Consider the following 21632-nt stretch of genomic DNA (forward strand, 5'->3'; position numbering starts at 1 on the left):
GGTCAGCGTTCGACGATGTCGTCGAACTTGAGGTCGTCGATCTCGTCGTCGAACGCGGCGAGCTTGTCCGGGCAGTACGTCTGGAGCACGATGCGCTCGGCCTGCACGACCCGGGCGCTGCCGATGATCGGGCGCTGCCCAGGGCCCGCGGCGCCGTTGTTGAGGCTGACCCGGTCGACGCCCTGGCGCAGCGCGTTGCCGGGGTCGTCGCAGACGAATCCGCCGTCGGTGCCGAGGTTGCGCACGATGAGGTCGGTGTCGGGTTGCGGCAGCCCGGCGGCGCCGAGGGCGGAGCGCAGCTCGTTGGCCTTCTCCGTGGCCTGGTTGGTCCTGTGCACGCTGCTGTACGCGACGATGCCGCTGACCAGCAGGCCGACCAGCAGGACGAGCGAGCCGAGGTAGATCCACCGGCGGCTCATGATCCCGGTGTCGACGTGTCCGGCGTGGTCGATGTCCTCGCCGTGCAGGTGGTGCGTCTTGTGCGTCTTGGTGTTCACGCCTGGCCCTCGCCCTCGGTCACGGTGCCGACGCCGGCCTTCCACTCGGTGTCGGGCTGCTTCCAGTGGGGCTTGCGGAAGCGGTAGAAGAGGTACGGCACCAGCAGCCCGACGATGACGAGCCCGCCGCCGACGATGCCGAGGTAGGACCAGACGCTTCCGGAGCCGAACTGCGACGGGGGCACGAAGCCGATGACGAGGGCGGCGGCGGAGGCGAGGAGTCCGGTGACGCACAGCGCGGGGAGCACCGGGGCGCGGAAGCCGCGCGGGTGGTCGGGCTTGGTGCGGCGCAGGCGCATCGCGGCCACGAACATCAGCAGGTAGACGATCAGGTAGACCTGCGTGGTGATGACCGACAGGATCCAGTACGCGCTGGAGACGTTGGGGATGAACGCGTAGAGCAGCGCGATCCCGGTGGTGACGATGCCCTGGGTGATGAGGATGTTCTGCTGCACGCCGTGCTTGTTGAGCCGCTGGAGGAAGGGCGGCAGGTAGCCCTCCTCGCGGGCCACGGTGAGCAGGCCCTTGGACGGTCCGGCGAGCCAGGTCAGCATGCCGCCGAGGGACGCGGCGATGAGCATGATGCCGAGCACCGGGGTGAGCCAGGTGACGTCGAAGTACGCGAAGAACGCGTCGAACGCCTGCATCACGCCCGCGGTGAGGGACAGGCTCGACGACGGCACGACCCAGCTGATGGCGAGGGCCGGGAGGATGAAGATGAGCAGCACGAGGCCGGTGGCGAGGAACATCGCCCGGGGGAACTCGCTCGCGGGCTTGCGCAGCGACGAGACGTGGACCGCGTTCATCTCCATGCCGGAGTAGCTGAGGAAGTTGTTGACGATCAGCACGAGGCTGGCGAGGCCGGTCCACGGGGGCAGGATGTGGCCGCTGTCCATCGGGGCGGCGGACGCGTTGCCCTCGCCGAGGAAGACGAGCCCGAGCACGACCAGCAGCAGACCGGGGACGAGGGTGCCGATGACGAGGCCCATGCTGGAGAGCCCGGCGACGGTCTTGGTGCCGCGCGAGGAGACCCAGACGCCGAGCCAGAAGAGCGTGACGATGACGATGGCGGTGTAGACGCCGTGGTTCGCGAGGCTGGGGTCGATGACGTACGCGAAGGTGCTGGCGACGTACGCGAGCAGGCTCGGGTAGTAGAAGATCGTCATCGCGAACTGGCACCACACGGCCAGGAATCCGAGGGGTTTGCTGAGTCCTTCGGCGACCCAGCGGTACACGCCGCCGCTCCAGCCGGACGCGAGTTCGGCGGAGACGAGCGAGGTGGGCAGCAGGAAGACGATCGCGGGAACGAGATACAGGAAGACCGCGGCGAGGCCGTAGATCGCCATGGTGGGCGCGGCGCGCAGTGAGGCCACCGAACTGGTGGTCATCAGGGCGAGGGCGATCCACGAGATGGCGTTGAGCTTGGGGCCGGCGTGGGCGGCGGCCCGCCTGCCGGTGGTGGCGACCCGGCTCGCGGGCACGTCCATCGATGCCACGTAGGAGCTCCTTCACGCGGTGGGGCAGGCGCCGGATCCGGGGTTCACACGACCCAGCAGGGCAGAGAATGCCCTATTTGATCCGGTTTTTATCCACCGTTGCATCATTGGCCGGCGTGACCACAGCCGCAACAGAAGGCCACACAGGCCAAACACGCACCACCGGCCCCGGAAAGCGAGGTTGTCGGCGAAGTCGCCGCACGCGGGCCACCGGCGACCACACGGACCTCGACGACCACGACGACCACGACGACCACGACCACGCACAACCCCCACGGACTCTCGGCGTCCTCCGCGCCCACCCCTGCCAGGCTCCCGAGGCCCTCCACGTCCAACCCCCGCAGCATCCAACGCCCTCCTCTCCCCCCGCGGGCTCCCAGCACCCCCACGCCCAACCCCCGCGGGCTCCCAGCACCCCCACGCCCAACCCCCGCGGGCTCCCGACGCCCTCCACCCCCAACCCCCGCGAACTCCCAGCGCCCTTCGATGGGTTTGCTCCGCTTTGTTGTCGCGTGGTGAGCATGGGCCCGTTATTTATGTCGGGTCGGCGGCGGCGATGCTGGCGGCCTGGAGGATAGCCGCCGTCTCCGCGCGGGCCGCTCCCCCGCCCAGACACTGCACGCGCCTCGGCCACCCACTCCTCCATCGCGCGGCGCACATCCATCGCGCAGCACGCATCCTGCCGCGGGCGGGCGGCACGCGTCCGTCCGCGGGCGCGAGAATCGGCGCATGGATGACGACGAGCGCATGCCGGTGTCCGCCGATGTCGACCTCGGACGCGCGGCACTGCTGCCCGACATCGACCGTCCGGGCGCGTGGCTGCTGACCCTGGACGGTTCGCCGCAGTCGTACGTCGACCTCGACGACCCCGCGTACCTCGAATTCGAGTACGCGCGCCGCCTCGCGCACGTGGTCGACCTCGCCTCCCGCGAGGGCCTGCCGGTGGACGCCGTGCACCTTGGCGGCGGCGCACTCTCCCTTCCCCGCTACACCGCGGTCACCCGCCCCGGCTCACGGCAGTACGTCGCGGAGCTGGACGCGGGACTGACCGCTCTGGTCCGCCGCCATCTCCCGCTCCCGGCAGGCGCGTCCGTCACCGTCGAGGCGGCGGACGCCCGCGCCGCGCTCGCGGCCCGGCCCGCGTCCTCGGCGGACGTCGTCCTCGCCGACGTCTTCCGGGGCGCGCTGACCCCCGCGCACCTCACGTCGGTGGAGTTCGTCGCGGAGGCGGCCCGGGTGCTGCGGCCTGGCGGCCGCTACGCGGCGAACGTCGCGGACGGCGGCGCACTCGGCTTCCTGCGCGGGCAGGTCGCCACCGCGCGGGCCGTCCTGCCGCACGTGTGCGTCATCGCCGAGCCCGAGCACCTGGCCGGGTCCCGGTTCGCGAACGCCGTGCTGGTGGCGGGTCGGGCGGCACTGCCGGTCGCGGAGCTGACCCGGCGGGCGGCGGCGGACACGTACCCGGCCGTGGTCCTGAGCGGCGCCGAACTGGCCGCGTTCGCCGCCGGACACGACGCCGTGACCGACGCCACAGCGACGGGCTCGCCCGCGCCGCCACGCGGGGTGTTCGGCACCGGGTGACGCGGCGTGTGTGATCCATTGCACGGAACCGCTTCGGGCGATTTGAACGTTGATCACCCTTAGGGAGAAAATCACCCGGTTCCCTAGCCACGAGGTGCCTACGTGAGTCGCGCAGCCATACCCGGCCCCCGCAAGGGGCTCCGCACCGTCCTGCTTCCCGCCGTCGCCGCGTCGGCCCTGTTGCTGACGGCCGCGTGCGGGGGTGGTTCGTCCGACCGGGGCGACGAAGGGCGGGGAGCGCCGGACGCGGGCTCCGGCGGCGCGGTGGCCGCGGAGGCGGGCGACGGCCCCGCGGCGGACCCGTCCGCGGGCGGCGCGCCGAGCGGCAAGGACGAGAAGCCGGAAAAGCCGGACTCGGACAAGGACAAGCAGGACAAGAAGGGCCAGGGCCAGGACGCCCCGCCGAAGGTCAGCGTCGACCCCGCGGACGGCACCACGGCCGCCGAACCCGGCCGCCCGATCACGGTGACCGCCGACGAGGGGAAGCTGACCGCCGTCCGTGTGACCGGCGCCGACGGCGGGACCGTCTCCGGCTCGCTCTCGGCCGACGGCAAGTCGTGGACGTCGGGCGGGCGCACGGCCCCCGGCACCTCCTACCAGGTCGAGATATCCAGCCGCACGCCGAAGGGCAAGGCGCAGGAGTCGTCGACGTCGTTCACGACGCGGGCGGCCGACCGCATCAACAAGGTGGCCATGAAGCCCGGCAACGGCGGCACGTTCGGCGTGGCGCAGCCGGTGTCGATCGTCTTCGACATACCGGTCGCCGACAAGGCGGCGGTGGAGCGGAACCTGAAGGTCAACACGTCGGTCCCGACCGAGGGTTCGTGGGGCTGGATCAAGGACCGGTCGGGCAAGGACCGGGTGGACTGGCGGCCCCGGGAGTACTGGAAGCCCGGCACGCAGGTGACGCTCAACGCGAACCTCAAGGGCGTCAAGAGCGGTGCCGGCACGTACTTCGCGCGCGACTACGAGACGTCGTTCACGGTCGGTTCCGGGCGCGTGGTCGAGGTGGACGTCCCGAACCACAAGCTGAACGTCGTCGAGAACGGCCAGGTTGTGAAGTCGCTGCCCATGTCGGCCGGTTCCGCGGAGTTCCCGACGCGCGGCGGCACGCACGTCATCCTCGCGAAGAACGCGAAGGAGACTCTGGACTCGCAGACCGTCGGCCTTGGCGACCGGTACAAGCTGCCGGACGTGCCGTGGGTCGTGCACTTCACGTCGTCGGGCACGTTCTTCCACTCGGCCGCATGGAACACCGCCAACATCGGCCGCAACAACACGAGCCACGGCTGCGTGGGCATGACGGTCGAGGACGCCAAGTGGTTCTACGACCGTGTGCAGGTCGGCGACCCGGTGGTGGTCAAGGGCTCGACGAGCACCGCCGTCACCGACCCGGGCAACGGCTTCGGGGCCTGGCAGATGCCGTACGCCCAGTGGCAGGCGAAGAGCGCCCTCCCGTAGGGCCGCGCAGCTCGTGAACGACCCGCGTGTGTGGGTCGCTTTGCCGCCCACACGCGTCGGGCACACGCGTGTGGGGGCGTGTGTGTGAGGCGTGCGCGTGTGGGCGGATCCTCCGAGGTGCTTGGGCGCGTCAGGCGAACGGCTCGGCGATCATCGCTGTGGCGATGCGGTGGAAGCCGAGCCGGCCGTACACGCGCGCCACGTCGCCGTCGCCCGCGCTCAGGAAGACGAGCTCCATGCCGGCGTCGAGGGCGTCCACGACCAGGGCCCAGGTCACCGCGGCGGCGAGGCCCTTGCGGCGGGCGCTGGGCAGGGTCCCGACCGCCACGATCTCGGTGACGTGGCCGCGCGGCTGGTGGCTGCCGGCCGCGAGCGGGCCCTTGTCGGTGTACGCGGCGTAGGTGACCGTACGCCCGGTGCGCATGCGCTCCCCGATGTACCGCAGCGTCTCCGGCCGCTGCCCGGGCGCGGCGGCGTCGCGCAGCTCCGGGCCGCCGAGGCCCACCGCGGTGCCGGGCTCGGAGAAGGCGACGACCGGCACGCTCTGCACGCGGGCGAGGTCGAGGGCGTCGTGCGCGACGCGGCGTACGTCGACGCCTTCCGGACACGGCCGGGAGGTCCGCCGGAACGCGGCCTGGTCCAGCACCATGATCGGGTGGCCGTGCACGTTGAGCCCGGCGCGCAGGGCCACGTCGCGCAGGCCCGGGGTGTTCTCGTGCACCCACTCGAAGGCTTCGGGCAGGCCCAGTTCGCGCTGCCGCAGGCGGACCGCGGCGACGTCGCCGACCGTGGGCCGGGCGGCGTGGCCGCGTGTCGGGCGGGCGTAGAACGGCCAGCCGTCGCCGTCCTGGAGGAACAGCGTCAGCGAACCGAAGTCCTCGGGGGCGACGGTGTTGCGGGGGACCGTGTCGTAATACGCCTCGAGGCGTTCGAGCAGGTCGCGGGTGGTGGCGGTTTCGGTCATCACCGCCAATCCAAGCGGAAGCGGAGCGGTGCTTCCACCGGAACACAGCGGACCGCGCCGCCTGGACCCCGGATGGGGCGGGGGTGGGGTGGGGACATGCGACGCGCACAGGCGACCGCACACAAGCGACCGCACACAAGCGACCGCGCCCGGCAAGGGGCGCGCCGGGCGGCGGCCGCCGGTGTCGCGTGGGGCGCAGGGCCGAGCGTCCGGCCTCCCCGACCCGCCTTCTCGTCAGCGTCCCCCGTGCACCGGCAGAACCGCGCCCGTGGTGAACGCGGAGGCGTCCGAGAGCAGCCACATCACCGCCGCGGCCACCTCCTCGGCCGTCCCGGCGCGGCCCATCGGGATCGTGTGCGCCTTCTGCGCAAGGCGGTTGGGCTGCCCGGCGGCCGCGTGCAGGCCCGTGTCGATCAGCCCCGGCGCCACCGCGTTCACCCGGATGCCCTCGGCGGCCACCTCGTGGGCGAGGCCGAGCGTGAGCGCGTCCACGGCGGCCTTCGTGGCGGCGTAGTGCACCCACTCCCCCGCACTGCCGAGCTGCGCGGCGCGCGAGGACACGTTGACGATCAGGCCGCCGGAACCGCCGTGCCGGGTCGACATCCGGCGGACCGCCTCGCGGGCGCAGAGCATCGCCCCGACCACGTTGACGTCGACGGTCCGGCGCAGCGCGGCGGTGTCCAGCTCGTCGAACCGCCCATGGGCACCCACGATCCCCGCGTTGTTGACCAGCGCGGCGACCGGTCCGCCGAAGGCGGCCTCGGCGGCGTCGAACAGGCGTACCACGTCGGCTTCGACGGAGACGTCCCCGGGCAGCGCGACCGCCCGACCGCCGGACGCCTCGACGTCCGCGACCACCTCGCGCGCGCCGTCCTCGTCCGCGGCGTAGTTGACGGCGACCGGACGCCCCGCGTCGGCCGCGGCGCGCGCGACCGCGGCGCCGATCCCCTTGCTGCCTCCGGTGACGAGGACGGCTCCGTGCACGGTCATGCGCTGTTCTCCCGAGTCGAAGTGGTTTCCGGCGGTATACCGGCCTTTGCCGCCACATGATCTCACCGGCATTTGCCCGAACACCGGCCGCGGACGCGACCCCCGTACCGCCTCCCTCCACGGCAACGCGCGTCCTGCTGCGAATATGCGTGCGTACGTACCCCTGCCGGACGCGTGCGCGCACGGGCATGCTGGTCCGCCAAGAGCGGCGCGAGTCGCGCGGGAACCACCAACGAACCATCTGAGGAGGGGAGTCTGCAATGCCACCTTCGGGGCGTCGCCTGAGATCGGCGACGGTGGCCGCTGCGACGACCTTGAGCCTGGCGTGCGCGCTGACCGCGTGCGGCGGCGGGTCCAAGGGGTCGAAGAAGTCGGATTATTCGGAAGTCTGCGTGCATCGGCAGTCGATGATGCGCGTGGCGGACAACCTGTGCCTGACGGACCGTACGAACGTCTACGCCTGGTACTACATCCCGCGCAAGACGGGAAAGCAGGAGAACGCCGTTCCCTCCGAAGGCAGTTCCTTCACCGGCACGGGCGGCACGTTCACCCGCCCCAACAGCGGGTCGATCTCGCGCGGCGGCTTCGGCGGCAGCGGCGGCGGCTCGGGCGGGGGCGGCTGACGTGGATCGGATCGCGATCGAGCCGCGGCCCGACTGGAAGCACCTGGTCGAGGCGCAGGGCATGTTGTACGTGGCGACGCGCCTGGAGGACGGCGGCGAGGCCCCGTACTGGTTCGAGGACGCCTACTACCGGTTCACGCTGCCGGAGATCGACCGCCTGGAGCAGGTGACGCGCGAACTCCACGACATGTGCGTGACGGCCGCGCGCCACGTCCTGGAACGCGGCGACCTCGCCGCCTTCGCGTTGCCCGAGGACGCCCGCGGCTATCTGCTGCGCACGCTCGACGAGGACCATCCGAGCCTGTACGGCCGCTTCGACCTCGCGTGGGGCGGCGAGGGCGGCGCCGTCGCGGAGCCGAAGCTGCTGGAGTACAACGCGGACACGCCGACGGCGCTGATCGAGGCGTCCATGATCCAGTGGTTCTGGCTCCAGGACCGCTTCCCGGACCGCGACCAGTGGAACAGCCTGCACGAGCGCCTGGTGCGGGCGTGGCGGCGCATGGCACCGCAACTAGCCTCCGATGTCGTGCACTTCGCGCACGTGGGCGGCACCGACTTCGACGAGGAGTGGCTGACCGCGTCGTACCTCCGCGACACGGCGACGGAGGCCGGGCTGACGACGATCGGCCTTGAGGTGGCCGACATCGGCTGGCACGACGGCGCGTTGCGCTTCGTCGACCTCGAAGACCGGGTGATCGACACGATGTTCGTGCTGTACCCGTGGGAGGACATGCTCGCCGACCCCTTCGGCCGCAACGCCCTCGCCCACCCGGACGCCGTACGCTTCCTCGAACCGGCCTGGAAGGTCGTCCTGTCCAACAAGGCGATCCTGGCCACCCTCTGGGAGCTGTTCCCGGGCCACCCCAACCTCCTGCCCGCGTACCTCGACTCCCCGCGGGAGTTGACCTCGTACGTCGCCAAGCCCCTCCACGGCCGCGAAGGCGACTCCGTGCGCATCGTCACGCCCGACACGGAGTACGTCCACCCCACCGTCGACTACGACGGTTCGGAGGGCTGGTGCTTCCAGGAGTACGTCCCTCTCCCCAACCTCGACGGCAACCAGGTCGTCCTCGGCTCCTGGATCGTCGGCGGCAGGCCGGCGGGCCTCGGAATCCGCGAATCCGACGGTCCCGTAACCGACTTCTACGCCCGCTTCGTCCCCCACATAGTCGACGTCGAAGCCCCCACCGAAGCCGAACGCGCCCGCTGGCTGGAGGAGGAGTAGTTCGTATCCGCCAACTCGACGCCGCCTACGGCGTGTTCAGCCGGGACGGAGCTCAGGTGCGGGCGGCGGTGGTCTGTTCGCGGAGGATGTCGGCGTGGCCTGCGTGGCGGGCCAGTTCCTGGATCATCAGGAGGTAGATCCAGCGCAGGCTGACGGGGCCGAAGACGGGGTGTCGGCGGGTGGCGTCGAGGTCGATGTCGGCGGCGATGGTGCGGGCGCGGGCGGACGCGCGCTGGAATTCGGCGATCACGTCGGCGACCGATTCGTCGTCGCGGACGAGGAAGCTGTCCTCGCCGACCATGGCGCCGTCGCACTCCGACTCCGGCAGGCCGCCCAGGATCTGCTGGAACCACTTCCGTTCGGCGAACGCGGCGTGCTTGACGAGGCCGATCGACGTGGTCATGGACGGGACGAGGCGGCCGCGGGCCTCGGCTTCGGAGAGGCCGCGTACCGCGTCGACCAGTTCGGTGCGCATGTGGTCGAGGAGGTATTCGAGCATGGCGCGTTCGGGGCCGTCGGTGATGTCTGTCGGGTCCTTCATGCGGGTGTGTTCCTTCCGTGCGGAGGGCCCGACGCGCGCGGGGGCGCGTCGGGCCGTGTGCATTGGTGGGTGCCGGATACCGGCCGGGTGTGCCGCCGCCGCGCGATGTCGTCGCGGGCGGGCTGGGCAGAGGGGACCGGCTCCGCCTCGGACGTCCTGTCCGGGCCGCCGCAGAGGTCCCGCTGCCCGCAACGCTACCGCACCGCGGCGGAGGGCGTGCCGAACCAGTGGGTGAGCGCGCCGCGGAGCGCGGCCGGGTCGCCTGTCGCGGGCCGGTCGGCGGGCGCGGCCCAGGCGACGTGCGCGTCGGGGCGGATCAGGAGGGCGTCGGCGGGGCGGTGCCCGGTCTGCTCGACGGACTTCGCGGTGACGATGTCGACGCGGTGCGTCCAGCCCTCGGCGGCGTCGAGGAGGTCCGGACGGTCGGCGAGGACGAGCAGCACGGGCCTTGCGGCGTACAGGAGTTCGGCGACGCTGATGGGACCGGCGTCGGTGTGCAGGGCCAGATTGGGGGCGAACAGGCCGGTCAGGTCGTGCTCGTCGGCGTACGGCATCGGGTAGCGGATGTCGCTGCCCGCGATCAGGGCGCCGATGCGGCGCAACGGCTCGGCGTCGGTGAGGAGTTCGAGGAATACCGTGCGCAGTGCCGCGGCCGCCTCGTCCTGGCCGCGGCGCAGCGCAACCTGCGCCTGGGTGTGCGTCATGGTGCGCGCGCCCGCGAGGTGGCGTTCGGCGTGGTACGTCTCCAGCAGTCCGTCCGGTGCCCAGCCATGGATCTCGGCGGCGAGCTTCCAGGCGAGGTTGACGGCGTCGAGCATCCCGGCGTTCAGGCCGACCCCGGTCGCGGGGAACTGGTGTGCGGCGTCGCCGGCCAGGAGAATCCGCCCGTCGCGGTAGTGCTCGGCCTGGCGGGCCTGGAACTGGTAGCGCGACAGGCGGCGCGGTTCGCCGAGCGGGAACGGCGCGCCGAGCACGCGGCGGATGCTGTCGGCGAGTTCGTCCAGCGTCATGGGCGCGTCGTCGTCGACCTCGGTCGTCTCGTCCTCGGTCGTGGAGACCATCAGGACGTCCTCGCTGAGCCATCCGCAGCCGAACAGGCCGCGTTCGGTGCGCCGGAAGGCGCCCGCCCGGACCAGGCCGAGGCCGGGCACGTCGAGGTCGCCGTTGTCGAGGCGGGTCACCGAGTGCGGCACGGTGACCTGGCCCAGCCGGTTGACCTCGGGGTACACGGTGCCGGGGAAGGCGAAGCCCGCGCTCTCCCGCACCCGGCTGCGCCCGCCGTCGCAGGCCACCAGGTAGCGGGCGGTGACCTGGTACGTCCCGTCCGCGCCGCGCACGTCGGCGGTCACGCGGTCGGCGTCCTGCCTGACCCCGGTGATCTCGGCGCCGTACCGGATGTCGGCGCCGAGAGCGCGGGCGCGCTCGTCGAGGAGTCGTTCGAGTTCGGGCTGCGGCAGCGTCAGTCCGCGCAGCGGCGGCTCGGGCAGCGGCGAGAAGTCGACGTGCACGTCGCCGAACGGATAGCGGGGGGCGGGGTGGGCGGGGCCGGACGCGGCCGCCTCGATCCGGTCCAGGACGCCGCGGTAGCGCAGCAGTTCGAGGATCTGCCCGCCGAGGCCGTTGGCCCGCGGGGTGTCGCGCTGCCCCGAGCGGCGTTCGAGGACCAGGGGCTGTACGCCGCCCAGCCGCAGTTCGGCGGCCAGCATCAGGCCGACCGGCCCGCCGCCCACGATCAGTACGTCGGCCGGTGCGCCGTCGTTGTCCGGCACAGGTCCCTTTCCACGCGGTTGCTCTCGGTCGTCCGGCAGGCTGTCGTTGTTCGACGGGCGGCCGTTGTTCGACAGGCTGTCGTTGTTCGACGGGCGGCCGTTGTTCGACAGGCTGTCGTTGTTCGACGGGCGGGCGTTGTTCGACAGGCTGTCGTTGTTCGACAGGCTGTTCCGGGCATTGCCACCAACACGCACTACGTAAATCTCCTGTTTCACCAGATATCCGACCATCTTCCGGGCCAGGCCGACGATTCTGCGTCACACCGGGGGCCTTGCCGCAAGGCCCCCCATGCGCTATACGTTGAACATGGCGAGGAGGAGATCTCCTCGCCTTTGCCGTGTCGCGGGGCGGTCACCCCGCGTCGACCGGAAGGCGCACGATGCGCGAGTTGCCGGAATGCGGCTCGCGGACGCGCCGCGGCCGCTGCGTCGTGTGGCGGTTCCGCCGGTCCGCCCGCTCGTCGGCACACATCGCGACCGCCACCGCGAAGATGGACGAACTCCCCGTCCTGCCCCCGGGTTTCGCCGACAGACGGCGGTCACCCGCACCTCCGGCCCCGCGGAACCGGGGGCGGCGGCGGATCCGGAGGCGGTAGCCTGCAACGCGTACGGCTGTGCGACCGAGACGCCCGAGGAGGTGGGACCCGCGATGCGTGGTGAACCTCCCAGTTCCGCCGGAAGACCGGCGCCCCGGGCCGCCCGCGCGTAGCCGTCCCCACGGCCGACGGCCGCGAGGGCGCCGACCCATGTGCGTCGCCTCCCCGCCCGCCTCCAGCACCGTACGGAGATCCCCGTGGCCGACCGCCGTCACCGCGCGCTGCGCGCGCTCACCCCTCGTGGCCTGCGCCTTCCCGCCGCCCTGTCGGGTTCCCGCCCGCACACCGCGACCGTTCCGCCGCCCGCCGGACCAACCGACGACGCGTCCGTGATCGACGCCGCGGTGTACGCGGACGGCGTGCGCGTGGCCTCCCCCGAGACGTTGGCCGCGACGTACCGCCAACTCCGGGCGCGCCAGGGGCGCATGGCGTGGATCGGCCTCTACCGCCCCGCCGAGGCCGAACTGTTCTCGCTGGCTGAGGAGTTCGGCCTGCACGAGCTCGCCGTCGAGGACGCGATCACCGCGCACCAGCGCCCCAAGCTGGAGCGGTACGGGGACACCCTGTTCGTCGTCCTGCGCGCCGCCCGCTACCTGGACGCACCGGAGGAGGTCGACTTCGCCGAGCTGCACATCTTCACCGGCCCCGACTTCGTCATCACCGTGCGGCACGGCGGCGCCCCCGACCTGACCGCGGTGCGCAAGCGCATGGAGGCCGACCCCGAGCTACTGCGCCGGGGCCCGGAGGCGGTGCTGTACGCCATCATCGACGCCGTGGTCGACGGCTTCGAGCCGGTGCTCGCCGGCCTGGACAACGACATCGACGAGATCGAGACCGAGGTCTTCCGCGGCGACCCCGAGGTCTCCCGGCGCATCTACGAACTGTCGCGCGAGGTCATCGAGTTCCAGCGGGCCACGCGTCCGCTGACCGGCATGCTCGACTCGCTCGCGGCGGGCTTCGCGAAGTACGCGGTCGACCACGAACTGCGGAGCAGCCTGCGCGATGTGGCCGACCACGTGACGCGGACCATCGAGCGCGTGGACGGGTACCGGCAGCTCCTACCGGAGATCCTGACGGTCAACGCCACGCTGGTCGGCCAGCGGCAGAACGAGGAGATGCGCACGCTGACCGAGGCGAGCATCGCGCAGAACGAGGAGATCAAGAAGATCTCCTCCTGGGCGGCGATCCTGTTCGCGCCGACGCTCATCGGCACCGTGTACGGCATGAACTTCGACCACATGCCGGAACTGGCCTGGCAGTGGGGCTACCCCTTCGCGATCGCCCTGATGGGAACGGTCTGCCTGACCTTGTACGCGGTCTTCAAGCGCCGCGACTGGCTGTGACCCTGGATCCGGGAATGGCAGTCCGCCGGCCGGGCCGCGCCCCGCCGGACACCGGCGCGCTACGAAGCCCGCCCGAACACCAGCGCCGCGTTGTGCCCGCCGAACCCGAACGCATTGGCCAGCGCGGCGTCCACGCGCGTACGCCGGGCGGCTCCCCCGACCACGTCGAGCCGCACGTCCGGGTCGAGCGCGTCCAGGTTGCGCGTCGCCGGGATCAGCCCCTCCCGGATCGCGAGGATCGCCGCGATCGCGCCGAACGCACCGGCCGCGCCGAACATGTGGCCGGTGGCCGACTTCGTCGCGGTGACCATCGGATGCGCTCCGATCGCCTCGACCACGGACTCCGCTTCGACCAGGTCCCCCTTCGGCGTCGACGTGGCGTGCGCGGACACCAGGCCCACGTCCCCCGCCGCGATGCCGTACGACGCGTGCGCGGCCGCCAACGCCGCACGCATGGCCCGTACTTGGCCTTCCGGGTGGCCTGCGGTGATGTGGTGCGCATCGGCCGTGACCCCGGCCCCGGCGAGCACCGCGTGCGCGCGGGCCGCCCGGGCGCCCGCGAAGTCCGCCCGCTCCAGCACCACGACGGCCGCCCCCTCGCTGATCACGAACCCGTCGCGCCCGGCGTCGAACGGCCGGGACGCCTCCTCGGGCGGGTCGTTGCGCGACGAGTGCGCCCTCGCCTGGGCGAACCCGGCCAGCGGCAGCGGGTGCAGGCACGCCTCGGCTCCGCCGGCCACCACGACGTCGGCGCGCCCGAGGCGGATGAGGTCCAGGCCGTACGCGATCGCCTCGGCCCCGGACGCGCACGCGCTGACCGGCGTGTGCGCGCCCGCCCGTGCGCCGAGTTCGATGCTCACCCAGGCCGCCGGGCCGTTGGCCATGAGCATGGGCACGGTGTGCGGGGAGACCCGCCGGGCGCCGTGGGCTTCGAGGACGTCGTCCTGGTGCAGCATGGTCAGGGCGCCGCCGGTGCCGGTGCCGATCACCACGGCGAGCCGGTCCGGCTCGACGTCCGGCGCACCCGCGTCCGCCCACGCCTCGCGTGCCGCGATGAGCGCGACCTGTTCGCAGCGGTCCAGCCGCCGGGCCTGGACGCGGTCCAGGACGTCGGCGGGTTCCACGGCGAGCTGCCCGGCGATGCGTACCGGCGAGTCCGCCGCCCACGCCGCCTCGATGGTCCGGACCCCGGACCGTCCCGCGATCAGCGCCTCCCACGACGACGGCACATCGCCGCCCAGCGGAGTCGTCGCACCCAACCCGGTCACCACCACGCCGTCCGTACCCATTGCGCACCTTCCTTGTGGGTTCCCGACAATCACCTGTCACGCCCCAGCGGGCGTCATGATCGCCTTGCACCCACCCTGGCAGTACGAATGTCCCAGCCCGGGTAGCGCGTCCTACGGAGTCCGATGGTCAGTCTTTGTGGGATTCCACCATTCACCGCACCTCGCCGCCGCCCGCCCGGGCCCCGTCCCATCGCGGCGCCCCGCCCTCCCGAACGTGACGCGACAGGCCCGGAGTCGTTGGCCCGGACATGAAGAAGCCTGGACGACGCACACTCACGGCGGCCCTGTTGTGCGGGACCGCGCTGTCCCTGCCCGGCGCCGCGCACGCCGCCGAGACCCCGAAGCTGGCCGCCGTCAACGCGGCGGGCCTGAGTACGGCGACCCCGGACGGCGACCAGCTCTCCTCCGTGCGCCCGGAGCGGATCGTCGCCCCGGCCGTGGCGTCCCTGCTCGGCACCGCCGGCCCGGGGGCCTGACCGCACGGCCGCACCGCCAACGAGGCCGACACCCGTCGCGGGTGTTCGGCCTCGCCGGGCCGCACAAACGCAGGCTCAGGGAGCAACCGCGCTCAAGTACTCCCGCACGATCGGCCCCGCCGCCCCCGACCCCGAGTCGCCGCCCTCGACGTACACGGCGACCGCGATGTTCCCGCGGAATGCGACCATCCACCCGTTGGTCCCGTCGCCGACCTCGGCGGTGCCGGTCTTGGCGCCGACTCCCGGCATGCCCTTGAACACCGAGGCCGCGCTGCCGGTCGTCGCGCAGGCGACCATCATGTCCCGGATGGTCCGCGTGACGTTCGTCGGCAGCGCTTCGGAGCGCGTGTAGACCGGCATCCCCCGTTCGAGGACCGGCTGGCGGAACTTGCCGGTGATCGCGGCGGCCACGACCGAGGCCATGGTGAGCGGGTTCATGACCAGCCCGCCCTGGCCCATCATCTGCGCGGCCTTCTCGTTCGGGTCGTGCGCGGGCGGCACGACGCCGTCCACGCTGCCCTGGCCCGGCGCGACCTTCCAGGCGTCGCTGTTGAGGCCGAAGTAGCGCGTGGAGAACGCGGACAGTTCGTCGTCCTTGATGCGGTCGCGCAGGTTGATGAAGGCCGTGTTGCAGGAGTGCGCGAAGTCGTCGCGGAAGGTGGCGCCCGGCATCTCCATGAGGCCGACGTTGTGGATGCTCTGGCCGTTGACCGTCGTGTACTTCGGGCACGGCAGCTTGGTCGACGCGGTGACGATGCCGCGGTGCAGCAGCAGCGCCGACGTGACGATCTTGAACGTCGAGCCGGGCGCGACGGCGCCGGACATGCCCGCCTGCCGGTGCACGGTCGAGACGATCTCGCCGTTGCGCATGTCCAGTGCGATGAGCGAGGCCGCGGCGTTCCCGCCGACCGCGCGCTCGGCGGCCGCCTGGAGCCCCGGGACCAGGGTCGAGGCGCCGGTGCGCGACGGCGGGGCCGACGCCGAAGTGGCGGGCGCCGTCGGGGCCGTCGCGGCCGGCTGAGGCGGCGACGGCATCGGGGTGGCCGCCGCCGACCCGGGCGCCGCCCCCGTCGCCGCCCCCGTGTCCGGCGACCCGTCGGAGGTCAGTCCGCAACCCGTCGTGGTGAGCACCGCGGCCAGACCCAGGGCCACGCCGCCCACGCCTATTCGACCCGCCCGCGCCTTCCGGGAGTTCCAGGCGTTCCGAAAATTCCAGATGTTCCAGGAGTTGCAGATGTTCCAGGACTTGCAGGATTTCATCGCTTATGACCGCACTTCCCCGTACTCGACCGCATTCCGTGCGATCGGTCCGCACGGCGATTGGGGGCTCAGCCAAACAGACGCGGCGCGATGATGTCCAAGATTCCTATCGTTCTCACATTCATTACAGATTCGCTATCGTTGCTGCTCGTGAACCTGATCGCGCACCTGACATGCTTTGTCGCGGTCGCCGAGGAATTGCACTTCGGACGCGCCGCGCAGCGCCTCGGCATGGCCCAGCCGCAGCTGAGCCAGCGTCTCAAACGCCTGGAGGGCGAACTGGGCGTGCGCCTCGTCGACCGGTCGAGCCGCCATGTCGGGCTGACCGAGCCCGGGCGCCGCCTGCTGGACGAGGCGCATGAGATCCTGGCGCGCGTGCGGCGCGTGTACGCCCTGGCCGAGGGCTCCCCGGAGACCGGCACGCTGCGCGCCGGTGTCCCCGGCGAGGTGGGCGCCGGCACGGTGGCCGCGCTGATCGGCGCGTTCCAGGAGCGCCGCCCGGGCACGGTGCTGGACCTGCGTCCGCTCGGCACGGCCGCCCAGGTGCGCGGCCTGGCCGAAGGCACCCTCGACGTCGGAATCCTGCGGCATCCGGCGGAGACGCACGGGCTGGTGCTCGGACCGATCGTCGCCGAGCCGCTGGGGGTGCTGCTGCCCGCGTCGTCCCCGTGGGCGGACGCCCCCGAGGTGCACCTGTCCGACCTGGCCGGGTCGGAATTCGCGGTGTTCGCCCGCGAGGAGGCGCCGGAGGCGTACGACGAACTCCTCGCCGACTGCCGCCGCCACGGCTACCACCCCGCCGCCGTGCACGACTCCCCGAACCCGGACTTCACCCTCGGCCTCGTGCTCGCCGGGCGCGCGGTGGCGCTGCTCCCCCACACCGTGCCGCCGCCCGGTCTGACGTGGCGGCCGCTGCTCGGCCGCCCGCTGCTGACGCGCCTGTCGTGCGCCTGGCGGCGCGGTGCGGACGAGGCGGGCCCCGTAGGGGACTTCGCCGAGGCGGTCGCCGACGTCCTGCGCGAGCGCGCCGCGGCCGCGCCCGCGGGACCGGCGATCCGGCCCCGCCGCGTGGTCCGCCCGGCCTCGGCGTTCCTCGCATGAGCGCGCTCCGCGAGCGGCCCGGGCCGTCCATCGCCGACGTGTTCCGCGGCGCCGGGGTCACCGGCCGCCTGCACGCGCTCGACATCGACAGCGGGCACGAGGTCGGCGTGGGCTCGGACGAGCCGGTCGTCCTCGCGTCCGTCTACAAGCTGCCGCTGCTGGTGGCCTTCTTCCGGGCCGCGGCGCGTGGCGAGTTGGACCCGCGCGCGCCGGTCACGCTCACCCCCGCCGACCGGGTGCCCGGCGCGACCGGCGTGTCGACGCTGCTGGACGACGTGACCATGTCGCTGCGCGACCTCGCCGCGATGATGATCACCGTGAGCGACAACGCCGCCGGGGACGCGCTGTTCGCGCGCGTCGGGGTGCCCGCGCTGTCCGCCGCGCTTGCCGACCTGGGCCTGGACGCCACGCACATCGAGGCCGACAGCGCCGGGCTCATGCGCGCGCTCCTCCAGGACAGCGGCGCCGCCTCCACGGCCGAACTGTGGGCGTTGCTGGGCGAACCCGGGCTCGCCGACCGCCTGCGGTCCCTGGACCCGGCACGCACCAACCGCACGACGCCGCGCGACATGTGCGGGCTGCTGGGCCTGCTGTGGCGGGATGAGGCCGCTCCGGCGGACGAGAGCGCCCACATGCGCCGCATGCTGGGGCTCCAGGTGTGGCCGCACCGCCTGGCGTCCGGGTTCCCTTACGACGACGTGCTGGTCAGCGGCAAGACCGGCACGCTGCTGACGATCCGCAACGAGGTCGGGGTGGTCGAGTACCCGGACGGCGGGCGCTACGCGGTCGCGGTGTTCACCCGCGCCCATGCCCCGCTCGCCGTCGCCCCGCAGGCGGACGCGGCCATCGGCGCGGCCGCACGCCTGGCCGTCCAGCACCTGCGCGCCACGCAACGCCGCTGACGAGGGGATCGGGCGACGACATGGTCTGTGTGCAGTGCGGCGCGGAGTTCGACGCCGCCAACTCGGGGCTTGACTCCCCCGCGCGTATCTGGCGCGGGAGGCCGCGGCAGTACTGCTCCGACGCGTGCCGGATGCGCGCGTACCGCAGCCGCCGCACCCGGCAGGACGCACCGGAGCGGGTCGATCCGGACCGCGAAGTGGCCCGTACGGCCCGGCTGTTGGCCGCCGAACTGAACACCGCGGCGGGTGCGGTACGGGCGGCGGTGCCGGGCGACCGTGCCTCGCGCGCGACTCGCGAGGAGGGGCTGCGCCGGGCGGCGGCCGACGCGCGCCGGGTCGCGGCGTTGGCCGCGACGCTGGCGGACCTGCTGGAGTCGCGGCCGGGAGCCGCCGAAAGCGACGAGGGGGTCGGCGCGGGGCCCGGCTGAGAGGTCGACGCGGAGCCCGGCTCAGTGATGGACGCGGGCCCGGCGCGGCGGGCGGCGGCGAGCGCACGGACTCCGCGGCCGGAAACCCCGTCGAAGCGGACGACCCCGCCCCGGCATGATGGACACGTTCGGCGCACACCGCACCGATCTGCGGGTCCGTGTCCGTGCCTGAACCAAGACGCCTGTCCGCCCCAGCCCCAGGAGCGCCATGACCGAGCCCGCACCGGCCGCCGCGACCGTCCTCGCCGTCAGCAGCAACGGCGTGTACTCGTTCAGCAAGCCCAACCGGGAGAGCATCCGCCTGCTGACCGGCCTCGGGGTCGAGGGCGACGTGCACGCGGGTGTGACGGTCAAGCACCGCTCGCGCGTGGCGCGCGACCCGAGCCAGCCGAACCTGCGCCAGGTGCACCTGATGCACGACGAGCTGCACGAGGAGCTGCGCGCCGCCGGGTTCTCGGTGGCGGGCGGGCAGTTGGGCGAGAACATCACAACGCGCGGCCTCGACCTGCTGGGCCTGCCCACCGGGACGCGGCTGCACATCGGCGCGGACGCGGTGGTCGAGGTGACCGGGCTGCGCAACCCCTGCCTCCAGATCGACGGGTTCGAGGACGGCCTGCTGGCCCGCGTGGTGGGCCGGGACGACGAAGGCAACGTGGTGCGCCGCGCCGGGATCATGGGCATCGTGCTGGCGGACGGGGCGGTCGCACCCGGCGACCCCATCCGGATCGAGCTGCCGGCCGAGCCGCACACCGCGCTGGCACCGGTCTGAGGGGGCCGCCACCGGGTCGTCGGAGGGTCGCGCGCCCAGGTGGTCTCCGACGCGAACCGCCTTCCGCACGGGTGCCCCACCGGCGCGCCGCACATGCGCCCGGGGCGGTCCGCACGGACGATGGGACGATGACGACGCCTCCCCCGAACGCGCCCCCGCCGAGCCCGCCCGAGCAGCCCGCGCTGCCGGATCTGCCGTACGAGGCGTGGTCGGAGACCCTGGACACGATCCACCTGTTCGCGCAGATCGTCGGCAAGGTGAAGCTCGCCGCGACGCATCCGCAGAACCACTGGTGGAACATCACCCTGACGCCGGACGCGCGCGGCCTGACGACACGTCGGCTCTACACGAACAACGTGTTCTTCGACATCGCCTTCGACTTCGTCGACCACCGGCTGGTGGTCCGCACCGACCGCGGCGACGTGCGGGCGTTCGCCCTCGACGGCGGCCTCAGCGTCGCGGCGTTCGACCGCACGCTGCACGAGACCCTGGCGGAGCTCGGCGTCGACGTGCCGCTGCTGGAACACCCGTTCGGCGTCGAGCACCTGAAGACGCCGTTCCCCGACGACACCGGGCACGCCGCCTACCAGCGCGAGTACGTCGAGCGCTATTGGCGGGCGCTCGGCTGGTCCGCGGACGTGCTCCAGGAGTTCATGGGCTGGTTCACCGGCAAGACCAGCCCGGTGCATGTGTTCTGGCACTCCTTCGACCTGGCGCTGACGCGGTTCTCCGGCAAGCGGGCCGCCGCGATGGCGGAGGCGGACCCGGTGACGGCGGAGGCGTACACGCACGAGGTCGTGTCGTTCGGCTGGTGGCCCGGCGATCCGAAGGTGCGCTTCCCCGCGTACTACTCGTACACCGCCCCGCAGCCGGACGGGCTCGCCGACCAGCCGCTGAGCCCGGAGCGGGCCGAGTGGGTCAACGACGGCGGTATGGCGCTGCTGCCGTACGACGCGGTCCGCGGCGCCGAGAATCCGCGCCGCACGCTGCTGGCGTTCCTCCAGACCGCGTTCGAGGCCGGCTCCAAGACGGCGGCCTGGCCGGCCGAGGAACTGGTGTCGACGTGGTGCCCCACTCCCGACCAGTTGCGCGCGCTGGCGCATTCTGGGCTGCGCGTACGCTGACCGCCGCACACGGCCCACCAGCACCGCCGCCCCCGCGCGACCGCCGCGATGCCCTAGTCTTGACGCCATGCCTGGACCGAGTTCCTTCCGCAGCACGCCCCCTCCGGTCGCCTCCTAGGGCGTACCGGCAAGGCCGCTTTTCCGCGAGCCCCTGTGGGGCTTCGCCGCCGTGCGCCCGTTTCGGATTCCATCCGCTGGTTTCTGATCCGGAAGGTCTCGGCGTGTCCACGCAACCCTCCATGCGCCCGTCGGCGCAGCATTCCCTATCCACCCCGCTTTCCCCTGCCCGCGAACGCCGGGCCGCCACACGGGAGTTCATGCGCGGCCCGCTGCCCATCCTGGTGGCCTGTCTGCTGTGGGGCAGCACGGGGACCGCGGCCTCGTTCGCCCCCGAAGGCGCCAATCCGGCGGCCGTCGGCTGCGCGGGGCTGGTCTTCGGCGGCCTGCTCCTCTGCCTCTCCACACGCGGCTGCGTGGCCCTGGTGCGCACCGCGACCGCGCGGGACCGCGTCGCCCTGCTGGTCGGGGCGGCGGCCGTGGCCGCGTATCCGCTCACGTTCTACCCGGCCGTGTCGCGCACCGGCGTCGCGGTCGCGACGGTCGTCGCGCTCGGCTCCGCCCCGGTGTTCGCGGGCCTGGTCGAACGTGCGCCGTTCGGGCCGCTGCGTCGGGTGGCCACGGCCGCGGCCGTGACCGGGTGCGCGCTGCTGGTCGTCGGGCAGGAAACAGGCGGGGTACGTGCGGACGCGCTCGGCGTCGGCCTCGCCCTCGTCGCCGGTCTCGCCTACGCGGCGTACGCCTCGGTCGCCGCCCGCCTGATCTCCCGCGGCCACGCGGCCCGCCCGGCGCTGGCCGTCATGTTCACCGTCGCCGCCGCAGGGGTTGCTCCGCTCGTCGTCGCGGACGGCTGGTGGCTGACGGAGCCGCGGGGCGCGGCGGTGGCGCTACATCTGTCGGTGCTGACCACGTGTGTCGCGTACACGCTGTTCGGCCTCGGGCTGCGGCACACCACGGCGGTGGTGGCCACGTCGCTGACCCTCGCCGAGCCCGCCGCGGCGGCGGTGCTGGGCGTCGCGGTCCTGGGCGAGCAGTTGGCCTGGGTGTCGTGGGCGGGGCTGGCAGTCGTCGGCGTCTCGTTGGGCGTGATGTCACGCGGCTGACCCCGCCAGCGCGGCCCGGGCCTCCGCCAGGAAGGCC

General features: G+C 72.8%; 20 protein-coding genes. 12 read left to right on the forward strand and 8 right to left on the reverse strand.

Annotated features, from left to right (window positions below):
- Nucleotides 1–2 precede the first annotated feature (2 nt).
- Together ACRX5S_RS04345 and ACRX5S_RS04350 are read right to left on the reverse strand one after the other, a co-directional pair.
- Nucleotides 3–497: a hypothetical protein gene (locus ACRX5S_RS04345; protein WP_436771380.1), complete on the reverse strand. Its 495-nt coding sequence runs from the start codon at nt 495–497 to the stop codon at nt 3–5.
- The gene (locus tag ACRX5S_RS04350) at nt 494–1993 is read right to left on the reverse strand and encodes an APC family permease (protein ID WP_436771381.1); all 1500 of its coding nucleotides are present in this window, start codon (nt 1991–1993) and stop codon (nt 494–496) included. The genes ACRX5S_RS04345 and ACRX5S_RS04350 overlap by 4 nt, the downstream gene beginning before the upstream one ends.
- Nucleotides 1994–2722: 729 nt before the next feature.
- Here ACRX5S_RS04350 and ACRX5S_RS04355 point away from each other — a divergent pair.
- Nucleotides 2723–3574 carry a spermidine synthase gene (locus tag ACRX5S_RS04355; RefSeq protein ID WP_436771382.1) on the forward strand — a complete coding sequence of 284 codons (852 nt, stop codon included), beginning with the start codon at nt 2723–2725 and terminating at the stop codon, nt 3572–3574.
- 102 nt (nt 3575–3676) lie between these two features.
- Nucleotides 3677–5035: a L,D-transpeptidase gene (locus tag ACRX5S_RS04360; protein WP_436771383.1), complete on the forward strand. Its 1359-nt coding sequence runs from the start codon at nt 3677–3679 to the stop codon at nt 5033–5035.
- A gap of 130 nt (nt 5036–5165) precedes the next feature.
- On the opposite strand, the gene ACRX5S_RS04365 is transcribed toward ACRX5S_RS04360, so the two are convergent.
- Nucleotides 5166–5999 (reverse strand): GNAT family N-acetyltransferase, encoded by an 834-nt coding sequence (locus ACRX5S_RS04365; protein WP_436771384.1) that lies wholly within the window; start codon nt 5997–5999, stop codon nt 5166–5168.
- 234 nt (nt 6000–6233) lie between these two features.
- Nucleotides 6234–6989, reverse strand: a complete 756-nt coding sequence (locus ACRX5S_RS04370) for an SDR family oxidoreductase (protein ID WP_436771385.1) — start codon at nt 6987–6989, stop codon at nt 6234–6236.
- A 296-nt stretch (nt 6990–7285) separates the two neighbouring features.
- Between ACRX5S_RS04370 and ACRX5S_RS04375 the strand changes: the two genes are divergently transcribed.
- Together ACRX5S_RS04375 and ACRX5S_RS04380 are read left to right on the forward strand one after the other, a co-directional pair.
- The gene (locus tag ACRX5S_RS04375) at nt 7286–7612 is read left to right on the forward strand and encodes a hypothetical protein (protein WP_436771386.1); all 327 of its coding nucleotides are present in this window, start codon (nt 7286–7288) and stop codon (nt 7610–7612) included.
- 1 nt (nt 7613) lies between these two features.
- Nucleotides 7614–8837 carry a glutathionylspermidine synthase family protein gene (locus ACRX5S_RS04380; RefSeq protein ID WP_436771387.1) on the forward strand — a complete coding sequence of 408 codons (1224 nt, stop codon included), beginning with the start codon at nt 7614–7616 and terminating at the stop codon, nt 8835–8837.
- 52 nt (nt 8838–8889) lie between these two features.
- On the opposite strand, the gene ACRX5S_RS04385 is transcribed toward ACRX5S_RS04380, so the two are convergent.
- Together ACRX5S_RS04385 and ACRX5S_RS04390 are read right to left on the reverse strand one after the other, a co-directional pair.
- Complete coding sequence (locus tag ACRX5S_RS04385) at nt 8890–9378, reverse strand: DinB family protein (protein ID WP_436771388.1); 489 nt, start codon at nt 9376–9378, stop codon at nt 8890–8892.
- 194 nt (nt 9379–9572) lie between these two features.
- Complete coding sequence (locus tag ACRX5S_RS04390) at nt 9573–11363, reverse strand: FAD-dependent monooxygenase (protein WP_436771389.1); 1791 nt, start codon at nt 11361–11363, stop codon at nt 9573–9575.
- Nucleotides 11364–11940: 577 nt separating this feature from the next.
- Between ACRX5S_RS04390 and ACRX5S_RS04395 the strand changes: the two genes are divergently transcribed.
- Nucleotides 11941–13086: a magnesium and cobalt transport protein CorA gene (locus tag ACRX5S_RS04395; RefSeq protein WP_436771390.1), complete on the forward strand. Its 1146-nt coding sequence runs from the start codon at nt 11941–11943 to the stop codon at nt 13084–13086.
- Nucleotides 13087–13145: 59 nt separating this feature from the next.
- Here the strand turns inward: ACRX5S_RS04395 and ACRX5S_RS04400 are convergent, their stop codons facing one another.
- Nucleotides 13146–14375, reverse strand: coding sequence for a beta-ketoacyl-[acyl-carrier-protein] synthase family protein (locus ACRX5S_RS04400; RefSeq protein WP_436771391.1), 1230 nt, complete (start codon nt 14373–14375; stop codon nt 13146–13148).
- Between the two features lie 248 nt (nt 14376–14623).
- Here ACRX5S_RS04400 and ACRX5S_RS04405 point away from each other — a divergent pair, with 248 nt between their 5' ends.
- Nucleotides 14624–14851: a hypothetical protein gene (locus ACRX5S_RS04405; protein ID WP_436771392.1), complete on the forward strand. Its 228-nt coding sequence runs from the start codon at nt 14624–14626 to the stop codon at nt 14849–14851.
- A gap of 75 nt (nt 14852–14926) precedes the next feature.
- On the opposite strand, the gene ACRX5S_RS04410 is transcribed toward ACRX5S_RS04405, so the two are convergent.
- Nucleotides 14927–16111: a penicillin-binding transpeptidase domain-containing protein gene (locus ACRX5S_RS04410; RefSeq protein ID WP_436771393.1), complete on the reverse strand. Its 1185-nt coding sequence runs from the start codon at nt 16109–16111 to the stop codon at nt 14927–14929.
- A 150-nt stretch (nt 16112–16261) separates the two neighbouring features.
- Between ACRX5S_RS04410 and ACRX5S_RS04415 the strand changes: the two genes are divergently transcribed.
- From ACRX5S_RS04415 to ACRX5S_RS04440, 6 genes are all read left to right on the forward strand, one after another.
- Nucleotides 16262–17212: a LysR family transcriptional regulator gene (locus ACRX5S_RS04415; RefSeq protein ID WP_436771394.1), complete on the forward strand. Its 951-nt coding sequence runs from the start codon at nt 16262–16264 to the stop codon at nt 17210–17212.
- Nucleotides 17209–18114: a serine hydrolase gene (locus ACRX5S_RS04420; RefSeq protein WP_436771395.1), complete on the forward strand. Its 906-nt coding sequence runs from the start codon at nt 17209–17211 to the stop codon at nt 18112–18114. Before ACRX5S_RS04415 ends, ACRX5S_RS04420 begins: the two co-directional genes overlap by 4 nt.
- Nucleotides 18115–18134: 20 nt before the next feature.
- The gene (locus ACRX5S_RS04425) at nt 18135–18542 is read left to right on the forward strand and encodes a hypothetical protein (RefSeq protein ID WP_436771396.1); all 408 of its coding nucleotides are present in this window, start codon (nt 18135–18137) and stop codon (nt 18540–18542) included.
- 208 nt (nt 18543–18750) lie between these two features.
- Nucleotides 18751–19311 carry an MOSC domain-containing protein gene (locus ACRX5S_RS04430; RefSeq protein ID WP_436771397.1) on the forward strand — a complete coding sequence of 187 codons (561 nt, stop codon included), beginning with the start codon at nt 18751–18753 and terminating at the stop codon, nt 19309–19311.
- Between the two features lie 128 nt (nt 19312–19439).
- On the forward strand, nt 19440–20435 hold the full coding sequence (locus ACRX5S_RS04435; protein ID WP_436771398.1) for a DUF5996 family protein: 996 nt from the start codon (nt 19440–19442) through the stop codon (nt 20433–20435).
- Nucleotides 20436–20656: 221 nt separating this feature from the next.
- Nucleotides 20657–21595, forward strand: coding sequence for a DMT family transporter (locus ACRX5S_RS04440; RefSeq protein ID WP_436771399.1), 939 nt, complete (start codon nt 20657–20659; stop codon nt 21593–21595).
- The last annotated feature ends 37 nt before the right edge of the window (nt 21596–21632 follow it).

Source organism: Yinghuangia sp. YIM S09857 (genome assembly GCF_051388915.1).
Lineage (GTDB): Bacteria > Actinomycetota > Actinomycetes > Streptomycetales > Streptomycetaceae > Yinghuangia.

What these genes read in the sequence shown, in the direction of transcription:
- ACRX5S_RS04410 (WP_436771393.1), bottom strand. Translation starts at nt 16,111, where the DNA reads ATGAAATCCTGCAAGTCCTGGAACATCTGCAACTCCTGGAACATCTGG.
- ACRX5S_RS04365 (WP_436771384.1), bottom strand. Translation starts at nt 5,999, where the DNA reads ATGACCGAAACCGCCACCACCCGCGACCTGCTCGAACGCCTCGAGGCG.
- ACRX5S_RS04435 (WP_436771398.1), top strand. Translation starts at nt 19,440, where the DNA reads ATGACGACGCCTCCCCCGAACGCGCCCCCGCCGAGCCCGCCCGAGCAG.
- ACRX5S_RS04420 (WP_436771395.1), top strand. Translation starts at nt 17,209, where the DNA reads ATGAGCGCGCTCCGCGAGCGGCCCGGGCCGTCCATCGCCGACGTGTTC.
- ACRX5S_RS04405 (WP_436771392.1), top strand. Translation starts at nt 14,624, where the DNA reads ATGAAGAAGCCTGGACGACGCACACTCACGGCGGCCCTGTTGTGCGGG.
- ACRX5S_RS04430 (WP_436771397.1), top strand. Translation starts at nt 18,751, where the DNA reads ATGACCGAGCCCGCACCGGCCGCCGCGACCGTCCTCGCCGTCAGCAGC.
- ACRX5S_RS04425 (WP_436771396.1), top strand. Translation starts at nt 18,135, where the DNA reads ATGGTCTGTGTGCAGTGCGGCGCGGAGTTCGACGCCGCCAACTCGGGG.
- ACRX5S_RS04355 (WP_436771382.1), top strand. Translation starts at nt 2,723, where the DNA reads ATGGATGACGACGAGCGCATGCCGGTGTCCGCCGATGTCGACCTCGGA.
- ACRX5S_RS04385 (WP_436771388.1), bottom strand. Translation starts at nt 9,378, where the DNA reads ATGAAGGACCCGACAGACATCACCGACGGCCCCGAACGCGCCATGCTC.
- ACRX5S_RS04370 (WP_436771385.1), bottom strand. Translation starts at nt 6,989, where the DNA reads ATGACCGTGCACGGAGCCGTCCTCGTCACCGGAGGCAGCAAGGGGATC.
- ACRX5S_RS04400 (WP_436771391.1), bottom strand. Translation starts at nt 14,375, where the DNA reads ATGGGTACGGACGGCGTGGTGGTGACCGGGTTGGGTGCGACGACTCCG.